The sequence below is a fragment of the Paenibacillus sp. PsM32 genome, from assembly GCF_030433815.1.
Taxonomy (GTDB): Bacteria; Bacillota; Bacilli; order Paenibacillales; family Paenibacillaceae; genus Saccharibacillus; species Saccharibacillus kyungheensis.
The window spans coordinates 256,571-272,347 of record NZ_JARUWY010000004.1 but is presented as its reverse complement, the minus strand read 5'-3'; the positions used below and the strand labels follow the sequence as shown (position 1 = coordinate 272,347).

At 41.9% G+C, this 15,777-nt stretch carries 12 protein-coding genes and 1 riboswitch; of the genes, 2 read left to right on the top strand and 10 right to left on the bottom strand.

Annotation, left to right across the window (positions count from 1 at the left end; all coding sequences use genetic code 11):
- Positions 1 to 126: 126 nt before the first annotated feature.
- Complete coding sequence (locus QCD85_RS11275; protein WP_273614081.1) at positions 127 to 963, bottom strand: YitT family protein; 837 nt, start codon at positions 961 to 963, stop codon at positions 127 to 129.
- A 408-nt stretch (positions 964 to 1,371) separates the two neighbouring features.
- Between QCD85_RS11275 and QCD85_RS11270 the strand changes: the two genes are divergently transcribed.
- Together QCD85_RS11270 and QCD85_RS11265 are read left to right on the top strand one after the other, a co-directional pair.
- A complete protein-coding gene (locus QCD85_RS11270) occupies positions 1,372 to 1,806 on the top strand; it encodes a nuclear transport factor 2 family protein (RefSeq protein WP_301262655.1) in 435 nt (144 codons plus the stop codon).
- Positions 1,807 to 1,857: 51 nt separating this feature from the next.
- Positions 1,858 to 2,733 (top strand): NmrA family NAD(P)-binding protein, encoded by an 876-nt coding sequence (locus QCD85_RS11265; protein ID WP_301262654.1) that lies wholly within the window; start codon positions 1,858 to 1,860, stop codon positions 2,731 to 2,733.
- On the opposite strand, the gene QCD85_RS11260 is transcribed toward QCD85_RS11265, so the two are convergent.
- The 9 genes from QCD85_RS11260 to QCD85_RS11220 all read right to left on the bottom strand — a co-directional run bounded on the left by QCD85_RS11260 (position 2,730) and on the right by QCD85_RS11220 (position 15,655).
- On the bottom strand, positions 2,730 to 3,326 hold the full coding sequence (locus tag QCD85_RS11260; protein WP_301262653.1) for a TetR/AcrR family transcriptional regulator: 597 nt from the start codon (positions 3,324 to 3,326) through the stop codon (positions 2,730 to 2,732). The genes QCD85_RS11265 and QCD85_RS11260 overlap by 4 nt on opposite strands.
- A gap of 54 nt (positions 3,327 to 3,380) precedes the next feature.
- Positions 3,381 to 4,502, bottom strand: a complete 1,122-nt coding sequence (locus tag QCD85_RS11255) for an N-acetyldiaminopimelate deacetylase (RefSeq protein ID WP_301262652.1) — start codon at positions 4,500 to 4,502, stop codon at positions 3,381 to 3,383.
- Positions 4,503 to 4,674: 172 nt separating this feature from the next.
- Entirely contained in the window at positions 4,675 to 5,388 is a 714-nt protein-coding gene (dapD, locus tag QCD85_RS11250; protein ID WP_204825966.1) for a 2,3,4,5-tetrahydropyridine-2,6-dicarboxylate N-acetyltransferase, read from the bottom strand.
- Between the two features lie 231 nt (positions 5,389 to 5,619).
- Complete coding sequence (locus QCD85_RS11245; RefSeq protein WP_301262651.1) at positions 5,620 to 6,309, bottom strand: ECF transporter S component; 690 nt, start codon at positions 6,307 to 6,309, stop codon at positions 5,620 to 5,622.
- Complete coding sequence (locus tag QCD85_RS11240; RefSeq protein ID WP_301262650.1) at positions 6,282 to 7,964, bottom strand: ABC transporter ATP-binding protein; 1,683 nt, start codon at positions 7,962 to 7,964, stop codon at positions 6,282 to 6,284. The genes QCD85_RS11245 and QCD85_RS11240 overlap by 28 nt, the downstream gene beginning before the upstream one ends.
- A complete protein-coding gene (locus QCD85_RS11235) occupies positions 7,946 to 8,824 on the bottom strand; it encodes an energy-coupling factor transporter transmembrane component T (protein WP_301262649.1) in 879 nt (292 codons plus the stop codon). The genes QCD85_RS11240 and QCD85_RS11235 overlap by 19 nt, the downstream gene beginning before the upstream one ends.
- Positions 8,821 to 9,894, bottom strand: a complete 1,074-nt coding sequence (locus QCD85_RS11230) for a DUF4430 domain-containing protein (RefSeq protein ID WP_301262648.1) — start codon at positions 9,892 to 9,894, stop codon at positions 8,821 to 8,823. The genes QCD85_RS11235 and QCD85_RS11230 overlap by 4 nt, the downstream gene beginning before the upstream one ends.
- A 103-nt stretch (positions 9,895 to 9,997) precedes the next feature.
- Positions 9,998 to 14,071 (bottom strand): S-layer homology domain-containing protein, encoded by a 4,074-nt coding sequence (locus QCD85_RS11225; RefSeq protein WP_301262647.1) that lies wholly within the window; start codon positions 14,069 to 14,071, stop codon positions 9,998 to 10,000.
- A gap of 170 nt (positions 14,072 to 14,241) precedes the next feature.
- Positions 14,242 to 14,441, bottom strand: a riboswitch (cobalamin riboswitch).
- A 137-nt stretch (positions 14,442 to 14,578) separates the two neighbouring features.
- Positions 14,579 to 15,655 carry a branched-chain amino acid aminotransferase gene (locus tag QCD85_RS11220; RefSeq protein WP_301262646.1) on the bottom strand — a complete coding sequence of 359 codons (1,077 nt, stop codon included), beginning with the start codon at positions 15,653 to 15,655 and terminating at the stop codon, positions 14,579 to 14,581.
- Positions 15,656 to 15,777: the final 122 nt, after the last annotated feature.

The window sequence follows — 15,777 nt, the reverse complement described above, 5'->3', positions numbered from 1 at the left end:
GATCTAATTTGAATACGATTAGTACAAAAAAAGCCTTACCGCTTCTATGATTGCATAGACGGTAAGGCTTTTTAGTTGTGCTTTGTGATTGGCTATTGGCTATCGCTTGTTGCATATCACCGAGCATTATTTAGATAATTCAAGGAACCCTTCACCAAATACATCCCGTACATCATGAATGGTGATAAAGGCATTAGGATCAGCCGCTTTGACGATCTTTTTGAGTACCGATACTTCTTGCTTGCTAATCACGATATACAGTACTTCTTTCGGTGTCTTTGTATAATATCCATGACCGGATAATACCGTCACTCCGCGATCCATCACTGTAATGACTTTTTCCGCGATCTTATCTTGCTGTGCGGAAATGATCATCACAGCTTTTTTCGGATTCAATCCTTCAATAATAAAGTCCATCGTTTTGGTACCAATATACAACATCACAATCGTTAACATCAGGCTTTGTGCCCCGATAATAAAGTAAGACGAGAAAGCTACAATCAGATCGAAGAAGAGCAACCCATAACTAATATTCCAGTCCAGATATTTGTTCGCAATCCGCGCCAGAATCACTGTTCCTGCTGTTGTACCACCTGCTCGAATAATCAGCCCGATCCCTACACCTGTAAACAATCCACCGAATATCGTATTAATCATAATTTCACTCGAATCGATCCGCCAGTCTGCGGTCAGATGAAGGAAAAATGAGTTAAAAGCAACTGCCAGAATCGTATAGATCGTCGTCGTTTTATCCAGAAATTTGTAACCAATAATCAATAGAAACGCATTAATCACCAAGTTCATCAGTCCAGGTGACAATTGCCATACATAAAATAAGATAATCGTAACCCCGGTTACGCCACCTTCACCCAGTTCATTCGGTATTACAAATAAGTTAATTGCTAACGCAAAAATAAATGCACCCAGTGCTATAAAAGCAATATCAATAATCCTTTTTTTCATCTATTTATACTCCCCTTTTATCCAACCCTAACAAATGAGTATTGTAAGCGATAAAACCTTGACAAGTCAAAGCTTTTTTAAGTTACTGTCCTCTGCTATTTCGGTAGTCTATCACCGTTAAAAAGCACGTTGTTAGGTGAAAAATAATGCCATTTGGATAGGCAGTGTATATTTATGCTGGAAAGAGGAATATTTTGTTTATTTTTTAAATAAATCTTGTATATCTAGTGTATATCAATAAAACGTAACCCATAATCATGCGATGTATTTATCTTTTAAAATAATTCCAGACCAATCATTCCGAATATTATTGACTAATTAGTCCGGAATGATTATAGTAAATGTATCGCTTCTGAATTTGAGCCAATTTATTAACTACATTCACTCATTCGAAAGGCAGGTACCCCTATGGAAAATCAATCTCTACATGAATCTTCAACATTATCTATTGAGGCTTATCTTGAACAAGCTACACAGATGATGAATACGTTTAGTCAAGCGATGCTAAATGAGGATATTGATTTATTCCTTAGTCTTTTTAGTCAGGATATAGTCTTTCAATTCCCGTATGCACCTGAGGAATATGCCAAGCAATTGGATGGCATTGATGCTCTACGACAACATCTCGAATCGTTAAAAGGAATGATCGCTTTTACTCATTTCACTACTCCAGTGATTCATATTTCTGCGGATACTTCTACCTTTATTGCTCAATTTCAAGGTGTGGGTACTTTTGTTGCTACAGGCTTACCTTATGAGCAAGACTATATCTCAGTAGTCACTACAGCAAATGGGCAAATTACCCGTTATCAAGATTATTGGAATCCTCTTCAAGTATCTTAATCTTGTGCCATTTTTATTTACTATCTGAATAGCATTATAAAGGAGTATATTATGAAATCTATTGATCGAATTTTAGTTACTGGTGGACAAGGTAAAACGTCTTCTCGTATTACATCTCTTCTTCTGACAGAGGGTTATCACGTTCGTACAGCAGGTAGGAGACCTTCTTCATTGCAACATCCTCACGCCGAACATGTGCTTTTTGATTGGCATGATTCGTCTACGTATGCACAAGCTTTGCAGGGAATTGATGCCATCTATGTGGTGATTCCTGTCACGATGCATCCTGAACAACCCGTTGTTCCTTTTATCGAGCTTGCCCTTGCTCAAGGTATCCAACGGGTTGTGTTACTATCCAGTGCCTCGATCCATATCGATGAACCTGTTTTTGGATATTTACATGGATGGATCAGTGAACACGTACCGCAGTGGGCAGTATTACGACCTTCTTATTTTATGCAAAATTTTACCGAAGCACAGCAAGCCGACTTGATTCACCAACATAGAATAATTGCTAGCGCTACACATGAAGGGAAAATTGGATTTGTCGATGCTGATGATATCGCGGCTGTTGCTGTAAAAGCATTAACAGATATCACTCCTCATAATACTGAACATCTGATTACAGGTCCTCAATCACTCACTTATGAGGAAGTAGCGACTATAATTACAGAAGTGACAGGCGTACCGATTACGTATCATGCCACCAGTGAATCAGAGTTGCAACAGCAATTGATAGGGGCTGGAATCGCACCAGATTATGCTAGTTTTCTAGCTCATTTGGATACACGAATTGCTGTAGAAGGGATCGAAGATCAGGTAAGCGATAGTGTTGAGCGTGTCACAGGGAGACCCCCAAGATCATTCCGCCAATATATTGAGGATCATCGACATTTATTTGTAAATACAACAAAAGGCAGCGCTTAATGCTGCCTTTTTGCATATAATACGGATAATGCGATCTCTGTAATTGTGTTCAATTTAGCCTGATCGGCACCCAACTTGGTCGTAAAAATCAGTGCTGTTCGTTCATGGACTAGATACTGTGCCATTGCAGTCAAATTCACCTCTGACCCCAATTCTCCTTGCTCTACAGCACGTTCTAATAAACGGTAAAATCCTGCTTCAATCTGTGCGTTATTATCCTGCAAATATTGATGTAATTCTGTATCATGTGGAGCATATTCTATAGCACTTGCGATAATAAAACATTCTTGAGCTAATTCGTTATCAGTCAGTACACTAATCATCTTTTGAAAAATCTGCTCGATTAATGGCAAGACTTCACCAGATTGCTCTAGCAATGATAATAAATCTGCTGTTTTATGATCCATATAGTGCTTAACCGCAAGAATAAATAGATCACGCTTGGTTCCATACGTATCATATAGACTCTGACGAGCAATCCCTAATTCTTGCAACAGATCAGGTAAAGTCGTTCCTTCATATCCCCGACTGCCAAACGTCTTCATCGCTCGATGCAACACGATAGTCGTATCAAAAGCTTTCGTACGTGCCACTATCTTTCACATCCTCTATCTTTCACTCTACCCTATAAGCTAACCTTACACCGCTTACTGCACTGATTTCCAGCTCAAATAATCAGTAATCGTCGTGATCGCTACGTCAATCGCATCTTCACTCGGCTCAAGCTTTGCATGATGCAATCCATAAGGCGTGTCCACACCTAACCAGAACATAAATCCCGGAATGTGATCCAGAAAATAACCAAAATCTTCGCCGGTCATCGCTTCTGTACATTCTACTAGATTTACATCAGAACGTTGTCCTAACCAATCCATAAATTCATGAGTTAAAGTCGCTTCGTTAAACACTTGCAAGTAATTGGAGCCCCAATCAATCTCTGCCTGACATTCAAATCCTGCTTCGATTCCTTTGACCAGTGCTTCTATACGAGATTTGACAGCGACCATCGTATCGGCTGACAGTGTACGAATTGTGCCTTCCAGACGGGCACGCTCGGCGATAATATTTTGCTTGGTACCGCCTTCTACTTTACCAATCGTCACAACAGCCGAGTCTAACGGATTGATATTACGGGCGATAATCGTCTGCAACTGTCCCACCAATTGACAGCCTGCAACGACCATATCATTGGCTTTGTGCGGATAAGCGGCATGTCCTCCTGTACCGATCAGATCGATAAACAATTCAGATGTATTGGCAAATAAAATTCCTGCACGTGTCGCGATCGTACCGACAGGATATTCAGGTGCCACATGAAGTCCGATCATCTGATCTGGCATCCAATCGGCTAATTCTGCACTGGCTAACATCGGTTTGGCTCCGCCCGGCCCTTCTTCTGCTGGTTGGAAAATAACCACAAGATCGTCGGTCATTTGATGATTTGCAAAATGAGTCAATACGCCGAGTCCAATCGTCATATGTAGATCGTGTCCACAAGCGTGCATATATCCTTCATGTTCACTTTGAAAATCGTAAGACGTCTGCTCGACAATTGGCAATCCATCCATATCGGCACGATAACCAAAACGGCGCTTCGGTGCACTGCCATGAATATAGACTAGAATCCCTGTACGCCATGTGCGAATTTCCAAATGGTTTTGTGGAAGAGTAGCGATATAATCAAGCAAATACTGTTGCGTTTTGAATTCTTGAAATCCTGGTTCAGGAATACGATGAAGATCACGCCGAATCTGAGTAAAAGTAGTCATCTGAATCTCCTTTTTCTTTCTCATTCTATACGAATAGTTATACTACATAGCGTCAGTGTACCATCCAAAGTAGCACTAAAAACAAACTCAACACCAAGCTCAAAGGATGAAAGAAAGACCCAGCATGTGCGGGGTCTCCAGATCGAAATATATAGTTATACCTAATTATCAATTACAGTGTACGTAGATCTTGCAAAATTTCTGTTTTAGACTTTGTTTTGTCGTCTACTTGCTTGATTACACGTGCTGGAGTACCTGCTACAACAGAGAAAGGAGGTACGTCTTGCGTTACCACAGCGCCAGCCGCTACAACAGCACCTTCACCGATACGTACGCCTTCAAGTACAACCACATTAGCACCGATCAATACATCATCTTCAACCGTTACAGGTTGAGCAGAAGGTGGTTCAATGACGCCAGCAAGAACAGAACCTGCTCCGATATGACACATTTTACCGACTTGTACACGTCCACCTAGAACAGCACCCATATCGATCATTGTACCTTCACCGATCACAACACCGATATTGATAACAGCGCCCATCATAATAACAGCGTTGTCGCCGATAGATACCATTTCACGAATAAATGCGCCTGGCTCAATACGTGCATTGATGTTTTTCATATCTAACAAAGGAATCGCAGAGTTACGACGATCGCTTTCGATCACTTGATCTGCAATTTTGCTTGCATTTTCAGTCAAAACGCCTTGAATATCTGCCCAATCGCCGAAAATAACACCTGTGTTGCCAGTGATAAATGTCTGTACGTCTTCAGGGAATGTAATGCTGTCCAATTCACCTTTAAGGTATACTTTGACTGGAGTTTTCTTTTTGCTCGTTTTGATCAAGTTAATAATTTCGTGTGTATTCATTTCCGTGGACATGTATAAAGGCTCCTTTTATATAACTGCATGTATTTTTAAATGGATCGTCAGACAAAAATCTGAGCTACATCCTTTATAGCACAATCAAAGGTGCAGTCGCAATGGACACAAGGCTTCCAAATGTTCACTACGTATGGAATAACTATACCATATGCACTCTATAAGTTCGCCCTAATCCGCAAAAGATACAAAAAAATAGAGAAGAAGTACAAATGCACTCTTCTCTCGTTTTTAACCGCTATCCAGTAACCCGTATTTTTTGCGAAAACGTTCTAATACTTTGATCCATCCACCTGCCAGAATCGCAAGGAAAAAGACATTCGATAACGCATGAGCTAGATCAAAATAAAAGCTTTGTACATATACTGCTAACACGGCTTTCCATTCCAAAGCAACGGCAAGATCGATCACGACCCACAGATTCATAATCCAGCCAAATAAAAAGCCCCAGATCAGCCCGAATGCAAGTAAGCCGAGTCGCTTTTTCATCCACCATGTCTGACGAAGTAAGCCTGCACTTACGCCCATCATCCCCCATGCAAACATCTGCCACGGTGTCCACGGGCCTTGCCCAAAATAGATATTCGATACAAGTGCCGCCATCGCGCCCACAATAAAGCCTGCTTCAGAGCCAAATACGAGTGCCGACAGAATGACGATTGCCGATACAGGCTTCACACTGGGTAAAGCGGCAAAAGGAATCCGGCTGACTGCTGCAATCGCCGCTAACATCGCCAGCAGAACCAATTCACGCGCTTCAAGCTTACGCCGTTCAAAGCGGACAAATAACGGCAACATCACCGCCAATAACAATACAAAACTTAACAACATATAATGATCACTCAGCACTGCATTAGACAATGCTAATATTAAAATACTTAGACCTACTGCAATCATAAGCCAGAGGCGGGAACGCGCCATACATCCAGTACCTCCTCTGCGGTGAGTACACCCGGTAACCAATCACGTACAACCCGATTAACGGCTGTCGTATAAAATACATTTTCGCTAAAAAAGATCGAAGGTATATCTGTCGTAGTAATCATGCCATCAAATAACATCGCACAACGACTGCTATAACTTGCTGCAAATTCTACATCATGCGTCACGATCACAATCGTATGTCCGGCTTGACGAAGCTCTAGTAATTGCTGGGCTAGAGCGATTTTGGCAAGTGGATCAAGTCCTTTGGTAGGCTCGTCTAATAGCAAAATATCTGGATTGAGCAGTAACACAATCGCTAAGGCTGTTTTCTGCTGTTGTCCACCACTAATATCATGCGGATGCTTCTGTTCTAATCCTTCTAATTGTAGTTGCTTCATCAGCTTCGCAATCGCAATCTCTGGTTCTGCAATACCTGCATGTTGAGCCGCTGTTGATAATTCTTCAGCAACTGTGTCATGACTGAAATACAGCAATGGATTTTGCGCAAGATAGCCGATGTTTAGCTTATTGGCTTTTTTGATTGTTCCTCTTCGTGGTTGAAGTAACCCTGCTAGCAATTGAAGTAATGTCGATTTGCCTGCTCCATTGCCTCCTAGAATCGCTAACATTTCTCCCTGAACAATCTGCAAATCTAACTTTTTCAACACTTCATCACTTTTCTTCTCATATTGAAAAGTGACTTCACGACATTCTAGCAATATCTGTTCTTTGGCAAAAGAAGTCGTAAGCGGTGCTGAATCAGCTAATGGTGCTATCGTGTCCGCCAAAGAGCGATCCCAGTCCAACGTCTGTAACCACTGCTTTCCTTCACGTACTGTAAAAGGAACAGCAGATAGAGCAGGAACCTTTTCGGTTATTTGCTTGTTATGCATCGTCCAGAATAACTGTGTAACCGAAGGCAAATATTTAAAATCATCGGGATCATGACGCTGTATCTGTTCACTCACTTCACGAGGAGAGCCGCTGTATTTCAACTTCCCTTTTTCCAACAGAATCATCTGATCCGCTAAAGGAATGACTTCTTCTAAGCGATGTTCACTAATAATAACAGTTGTTGAAAATTCTCGATTCAATCGGTAGACCATCGAAATGAATTCACGTGCCGCTACCGGATCAAGTTGTGAAGTCGGTTCATCCAATAACAGTAATTTCGGTTGTAACAGCAACACAGAAGCTAGATTAAGCAGTTGCTTTTGCCCGCCCGATAATTCGTGAATTGGCTTGTATAATAAAGGCTCTAATCCAAAAAACTGCGCAATTTCTGCTAATCGACTGCGCATCACTGGAAGAGAATAGCCCAAATTTTCCATCCCAAATGATAGTTCATGCCAGACTACATCCATCACAATACTGTTATCTGGATTTTGAAAAACCATCCCGATCTCTTGCGCTGACTGATGTGCTGGTAATTCATTTAACATATTGCCGTTATAATAGATCGTACCGCCGATTTGACCGACAGGCGTTAATTCAGGCTTGAGCTGGCGTAACAATGTCGTTTTGCCACAGCCTGACGCTCCGCACAATACAACAAAATCTCCTGCATGGACAGTGAAATGAATATCACTTAATACCTGATGTTGCTCGTCAGGATAAGCAAAAGAAAGTTGATTTACTTGGAGTATTTCCATGATATCCATTCCTTTCCTTCTATAATCACTGGAATCAGCAGATACAGACCAAAGCATAAGTATAGTATCCAATCTTGCATACTAAATACCATGGACTGCATACGCGGATAGATGACAGCTCGTCCCCAGCCAAGCGCCCCACCGATCATAATAACGATAATCAACACAGACAGACATCCGGTTAACCAGCGATCTCTGCGATCCATACGATGGACTGCATACGCTGTACGCTTGGTTGTACCATATCCGCGTGCTTTCATCGAGTCTGCACTTTGTAGCGCTTCTTCTAGTGACCAGACTAGCAGTACTTTGACAAGAGTCATTCCATCTCTCATACGCTTGGTGAGCGATCCTTCATGAACGCTGATTCCACGTGTACGTTGCACCAGCGTAATCTGAGTTAATCTTCGGCGCAATAATGGCACAAATCGTAATGCCATCATCACTACCAGTGCACTTTGAGGCACAAGTCTGGCAAACAAATACATAAATTTATCAGTCGTTACATTATAGTTATACGATAGACTGGTCAGCAGAATAAGCGTGAGCGATAACAACATAGTGACGCCATACAATACGGATTCCAACGTAATCGGCTGATCCATAAAGTAAAATAAAATATGTCGACCTCGGTGTGAAATCAATGGATTAATCACTACAATCGCTATACCGATCAGCAGATAAAAAGGCAACATACGCACGATAGTACCTGCATGCTTTTGTATACTAATTAACACAATCAGCAAGATGATACCTGTCAGCAAAAAGACAGGATGAAATAACAACATCCCGCTCAATAACAATCCTCCATAAAACAAAAACAATGTGATGGGATGCAGAGCACGAAATCCGCTGTTCAATTTTTGGCTCCTACATCTTTTCCAAGATCAGTCGTATACAACCAGTCAATCTGATCTCCCGCTTGCACTTTGTATGCGCCTGCGCTCATATTTGGAAAATTGCCATTAACTTTGAACATCCATCCACTGGTAGGCCCTTCGTCAAATTCATACAGATTATCGATTCCTTCTACATAAGCGAACCCACTAGACCCTTGATACTCCATAGGTATTCCTTTGCTACGGGTTACACGCTTCAGTAAATCCAGCGCGCTTTCTCCTGCTTCTACTGGCACAGAGGTAGATCCCAGTATGTTACTGTCGCCTGTAATAGATAATGTAACTGTAGACGCTTGAGGTTGTGGCTTAGGTGCTGATGGTGTTGTAGGCGTTGCTGTTGTACCTGAATCTTTAGCTGTATTGCTAGATGGTTTGGATGTACTGGTTGATGGTTTGGAATCTTTTATTGTTGTTTTGGTGTTGTCTTTGGTGCTCTTTGTAGATGTATCTTTGGTAATGCTTTTAGACTGATCTTCAGAAGTTGCTGTTGATTTTTGAGATAATTGAGTATCTGAATCACTAGATGTCGAACTGGATTTTTCTTTGGTGTTACTGGTCGATGGTGTGCTAGTTGAAGTCGATGATTGGTCTTTGTTGGTATCTGTCTTCGTTGAAGCACCATCAGGCGTGTTCTCTTTGGGATCAGCCGTCTTTTGTGTGTCTTTCGTTGTCTGCTGGTCTGCTTCTTTTGCCCCGGTAGAAGCTTGAGAATCGGTAGCTGGTGTGGTGTCTTTATCTGTTGGTGCTGTCGCAGAATTGGATTGATCTTTAGTTACAATCTTATCTGGAGAAGCAACTTCATCCGAAGTTGTCGGTGACTCTGTGATCGTAGCTGTTGAAGAATCGGTAGCCGATGATTGATTAGTCGGTGCAGTAGAAGAACAACCACTGATCAATAACAACGTCAACAACATTGCTATGATAGCTACTGGCAAGTGTGAATATTTGCCTGAATGCTGAGCAGAAGTTGGTGTTAGCACAGTATGATGATGTTGTTGCTGACAATCTCTACGTGGATGTTGATTGCTCATCTTGATCGATACCCTCCTTACATACACAAAACGGAACGCTGGACACTATGATCCCCGTTCCGCTATTTGTGTAATCTATTATTTCTTTTAGTTTACCGTAAAATTAGTTCGCTTGTGCCATCTTCTGTACATTGATCGCTACGACAGCTGCCATTTCACGTGTTACTTTGGCTTGAGGATCAAATTTGTTATTGGCACCCACCATAATTCCATTATTCACTACAGCGCTAACTGCGCTACGTGCATAACTACCGATTTTCGCTTGATCTGCAAAAGAAGCAGTCGATGTGCCTTGAAGTGCAAATGCACGAGTTAACATCACAGCCATATCTTGACGGGATACCGGCTGATTCGGTTGGAATGATGTTGCGCTAATACCTGTGATAATGCCTTTATTTTGGGCAGTCATAATTGCATTATAATACCACTGATTAGCCGATACGTCTTTAAATGTCGATTTACTAGTAGAAGTATTTCCTGACTCGGTTGCTCCGGTCAAACGAACTACTAATGCAGCAAATTGAGCACGTGTTAATTGTTGTTTAGGAGCAAATACAAGTTCCTGATCACTCACACCTAACATCAACCCTGCATCGTAAGCACGATGTACAGAATCAGAAGCCCATGTTGAAATGGTATTTTCATCTGCAAATGTAACTGTTGTACTTGTACCTGTATCTACAGGCTTAGTAGCAGTACTTGCTAAATTATAAATCGTATTTCCACTGTTCATATACTGCTGATATGCAACCAGAGCAAGTAATGCTTGTTCTGTAGCGATATTGTCGCTTGCACCGCCTACCGTATGGCTATAATTTCCATTTGCTTGACGGAACTGGCTTAGACGCGTAATTAGGTCACCATTGGACTTGGTAAAACGTGCGTCTTTTGGATTGATACCTGCTGATGTTAGTGCAACGATTACTTGAGAGACACTTTCGCTACTATCATCGTTATAAGCAGAATATCCTCCGTTAGCTTGCTGTTGTGCAGATAGATATTGAACAGCTTGGTCGATCGCTGTTTGGACTTTGGCCTGTGTGCGTTCAGGTGCAAGTGCAGCAACTGCCATTGCTGTCATATCTACACTGCTCGCTTCGCCTGTTGCCAGTGGGAATCCACCATCGCTATTTTGCGCACTTAACAACCATGTCACTAGCTTGTCTTGGTTCCATGTAGCTGTTGAAGGCATTGTATACTTATCGCTATTTAGCGCAATCAAAGCAAAGATAGGTCCATTGGTTCCTTGAGCTGTCATTTTCTCATGGTTGACCATTTTGTCGATTAAGTTCACACCGCTCACAGATGTTGGATCGCCACCTGCTGCTTTGATCCCTAGAATCAATCGTTCCAGATCAGTCACTTTGCGGAATGTACCTGCTGATTGTTTGACTTGAGCTGTTGCATTAGTTAGGTAACTGGCTGGCAAAGTTCCACCTGCACGTACGATTCCTACTGCTTCCCATTCGGTTAACGGGTTATGAGAAAGCACATTTTTAACTGTTGCATTGATATCTGTTGTTATTTGTTGCTGGTCTGCTGAGCTTGCTAATACATCTTTGTTGATCACCGCATATTGGGTAAAGTGAGAGACTGCTCCGGTGATAATACCAGTTTTGGCATCCAAAGCTGTTGGAACAGGAACCCATTGCTTAGTTTCTTCATTTAGCCACGCAATCGTCAGGCTAGACATTGTATTAGCATAGACTGGGATTTTGAATGAAAGGTATACAGGCTTTTCAAACTGTTGTCCTTTTGGCGTAAATTCATACAGACTGGATACAAGCTCTGGACGACTAGCCATTTCTTCTTCAATTCCAATCGTAGTGTTACTCTTCACACTATTGGCTGGCACAATAAATTGTACTTTACCTGCTGGATCAGCAAGTGTCGCTTTCTGATCAGCAGTCACTTCTGCACTGACACTTACTTTTGCCGCAGATGCTAAAGCTTTAGCAATTGAATTGGCTGTACTAGCAGTCATTGGAGAACCCGAGTTGAGTACTGTACTCGACTGCCCTGCTTCGTTCACAGCCAGTTGATTGTTGGATTTGATTTTCAGTTGAGACAATTCACTTTCTACTTGAGAAGGAATGATTGTCGGGAAAGGAACTCCCAGACTGTTATTCGCACTTCCTCCACCGCCACCAGAAACAGTAGCTGTACCATCGCTATAGCGCCATGCTAGATTGTCTCCAGCTTTTAACGTATAGGCTCCGGCTCCTGTGTTCGGTTGTTGTCCGTTGACTGTGTACACCCAACCGCTTAATGGCCCTTTATCAAATTCACTTAATCCATCAATAGCTGTTACATAAGCAGTAGCACCACTACCTCTGTAACTTACACGACTAGAACCTAACTGACGTAACAATACGCTAAAAGCAGTATCTCTATTTTGCAATGTAATCGAAGTCGTAGGCAGAATCGTACTATCACCTGTGACGGACATCGTAATTGTATTGGCAGTAGGTGTAGTTGTACTGCCACCTGTACTGTTATCGTTCGCCACAATTAATGTAGAAGTACTGCGTACAATCGAAGGTACACTGTTATTCTGGTATCCTGTCACTGCTACAGTATAGGAACCTGAACTCATTTTATTAAATGAAGCTACACCCTGTGCATTGGTTGTTACTGTTTGGTTACCGACTTGTACTTGTACATTTGCCGCAGGACTGACTACTTTGTCGCTAGTAAATGTATCGTTATTCCATATCCAATCGGCTTTTTGTACCGTAATATCGAAGCCACTGCTTGCTTTTGGCACCGCAGGCGATGTCGTTACAGACTCTACTAATGAGATTCCATAAGCTCCGAAATACACATACACTTGATCCGAAGGTTGTAATACAAAGGCATCCATACCTACATCCGGTGATATCCATTGACCATTACGTTTTACCGCGAATAACCAACCACTAGATGGATCAAGATCACCACTATTGATGCCTGCGATCCCTGTTACATATTTACCAAATGAAGCAGATGCAATCGTTAGCTTTACTCCATGTTGTGAAGCAACATTTTGTAATGCGTCTAATGCATAGACAGCTTCAGTCACGCCTGTAGTTACAGGAGCAGAAGGGCCTTCTACGATAACACTTGCTTGTACTTTGGTGCCCTGCCCCGGTTCAGGAGTAGGCGTTGGTTCTGGCTCAGGCTGTGGTGCTACAGGAGGATTAGGATTGGTATACAGCACTCCTGCATTTTTTGTATACAGATCATACGCTACTAATGCTCGTAATGCTTGATCTGTTGAAAAAGCTTTGTCCGATGCACTTGCAGCTAATTCATGACGGAAACCACCATCACTATTTTGAAAAGCAAGTAAACGGTCGATTAACGATTTGCCATTTTTCTCAAATTGTACATCGGTTGGATCGATTCCAAATGAAGCTAATCCAATAATCTCCTGTGCAATCGATTCACTGCTTGAATCGTCTGATTTTTGGAGCAACCAATTCACTGCTTTTTGCCCTGCTGTCTGTACATCTGCACGATCTTTGTACGGAGCTAGAGCACTAAGTGCCATTCCATAATAATCTGTCGACATTTGCGGGCCATTAATCGCTGCAACTACACTATCGATCAGTGTATCGCGTCCTTGCTTGGCATCATTAGGCACTTGATATGTACCAGAATCTAATGCGATCAATGCAAACATCGGTCCATTAACACCTTGTTGATTGATATTCGCATGATTGTATAATTTTTCGATCAAATTACAATCGGAAATATTCGTAGCATTTAAACCTACCGATGCGCCTGCAATCGCCATTCGTGCTAGTTCGGTTACCGAAGGCTTCGCTTGAGCACACAGATTTTTTACTTCTGTTCTTAAACTACTGTAGTAGCTAGCAGGAATGGCTTTGCCTGTACGTGCATAGCTGACTGCAATCCAATCGCCATCGACTCCACCATTAGCGTCGATATATTGCATCGCTTGCGTGATAGCCTGACCATATACAGATTGGGTGACGTTCGTATTGACGATTGAATCGTTAGTAGAAGAATCATTCGAAGTGTAGACCGCTTGAGATACAGTGGTTGTCGTAGGATTCGGTTCATCTGCTGCATACGCAGAAGCAGAGAATACACCGGACGGTACTAATGTAGCGATCGTAAGCACCAGTGTTAAGATCGTAGCGATCCACTGACGGGATAGAGATGATTTCATAGGAGACCTTCTTTCTTGGTTTAGTAAAATAGACATAACGACAGTACAACATAAAAAAGCCACTTCAACGGAAGTGACTTCAAAGGCATAACAGCACAACCATTCACCACCTGTGACGATACAGGCTTAGAATGCTAGGACTGTTTCTCCTCTTTGCTCCGAAGATGATAGAAACGATTGCTCGCAAGGCAGGTCTCCTGGCTATGCTTCATCACATCCTCCTACCTTCCCATCGCTTCATGCAACAGTGGCTCGATTCAGGAGTTGTTCAGCATTTACAGTGGCGGGACCGCGCCGGAATACACCGGACTTCCCTTTTAAGCGGATACAAAATCATATTCGTATCTGCACCTTGGACAATAAATTATATAGATTTGTAGTATTTATCATAGCGATAGCACCGGGCTTTGTCTACGAATTCTAGCAAATTACTTATCGGAAACATGTGAAAAAATAAAAGCGCATCCTGATCACAGGACACGCTCATAAATAACGATACGATTTAGCTTACGCTTTAACTTCTAACGTCCAACCAAATGGATCTTCGGCTACACCTTTTTGAATACCGGTCAATGTCTCATACAATTTGGCAGACAATTCGCCTGTTTTACCTTCGTTGATAACCATTTTCTCACCTTGCCAGTTCAATTCGCCCATAGGAGAAATAACGGCTGCGGTACCGGTACCGAAAGCTTCTTCTAACTTGCCTTCTTTGTGCGCTTCTTCCAATTCATCAATCGAAAGAATACGTTCTTCCACAGGAATATCCCAGTGCTTCAGCAATTGGATAATCGAATCACGCGTAATCCCGCTTAGAATACTGCCGTTGAGTGCAGGTGTTACGACGATACCGTTAATTTTGAAAAAGACGTTCATACTACCGACTTCTTCAATATATTTACGGTGTACACCATCTAACCACAGTACTTGAGAATAACCCAATTCTGTAGCGCCTTCTTGTGCTTTGAGTCCAGCAGCATAGTTACCTGCTGTTTTTGCCATTCCTACGCCGCCGGGAACAGCACGTACATATTTGGATTCTACGAAAATTTTAACCGGATTGATGCCTTCTGCATAATAAGCACCTACAGGTGAAAGGATAATCATAAATTTATATTGACGTGAAGGTGATACGCCTAGTGTTGGTTCTGTTGCAATAACAAACGGACGTACATAGAGTGAATTACCTTCACCTTCTGGAATCCATTCACGATCGGTAAGAATCAACTGACGCAAGGCTTCAAGCGCCAATTCAGGATCCACTTCTGGAATACTCATACGCTCGTTAGAGATATTAAGACGCTCTATATTTTTAGTAGGACGGAACATAAGCACACGTCCATCTTCTGTTGCATATGCTTTGAGTCCTTCAAAAATCGTTTGTCCATAATGGAATACTTTAGCTGCCGGATCCATCATAATCGGTTGATACGGAACGATACGTGCATCATGCCAACCTTGTCCAGCATCATAATCCAAAATAAACATATGATCTGTAAATTGTGTACCAAATACTACCCCATCCATGGATGCCGGTTTCTCTTTTTTATTCGTTGAGTGTTCGATCTTGATCTCTATAGTCATGGTTTATGTCTCCTTAAACAATTATTCCTTAAATCATATCACTTCTTATCCCAAATCGAAAATACTTAAAAACAATAAGTTGATAGGCAATATGTCAATAGACATACTATAGTTTAATTTAT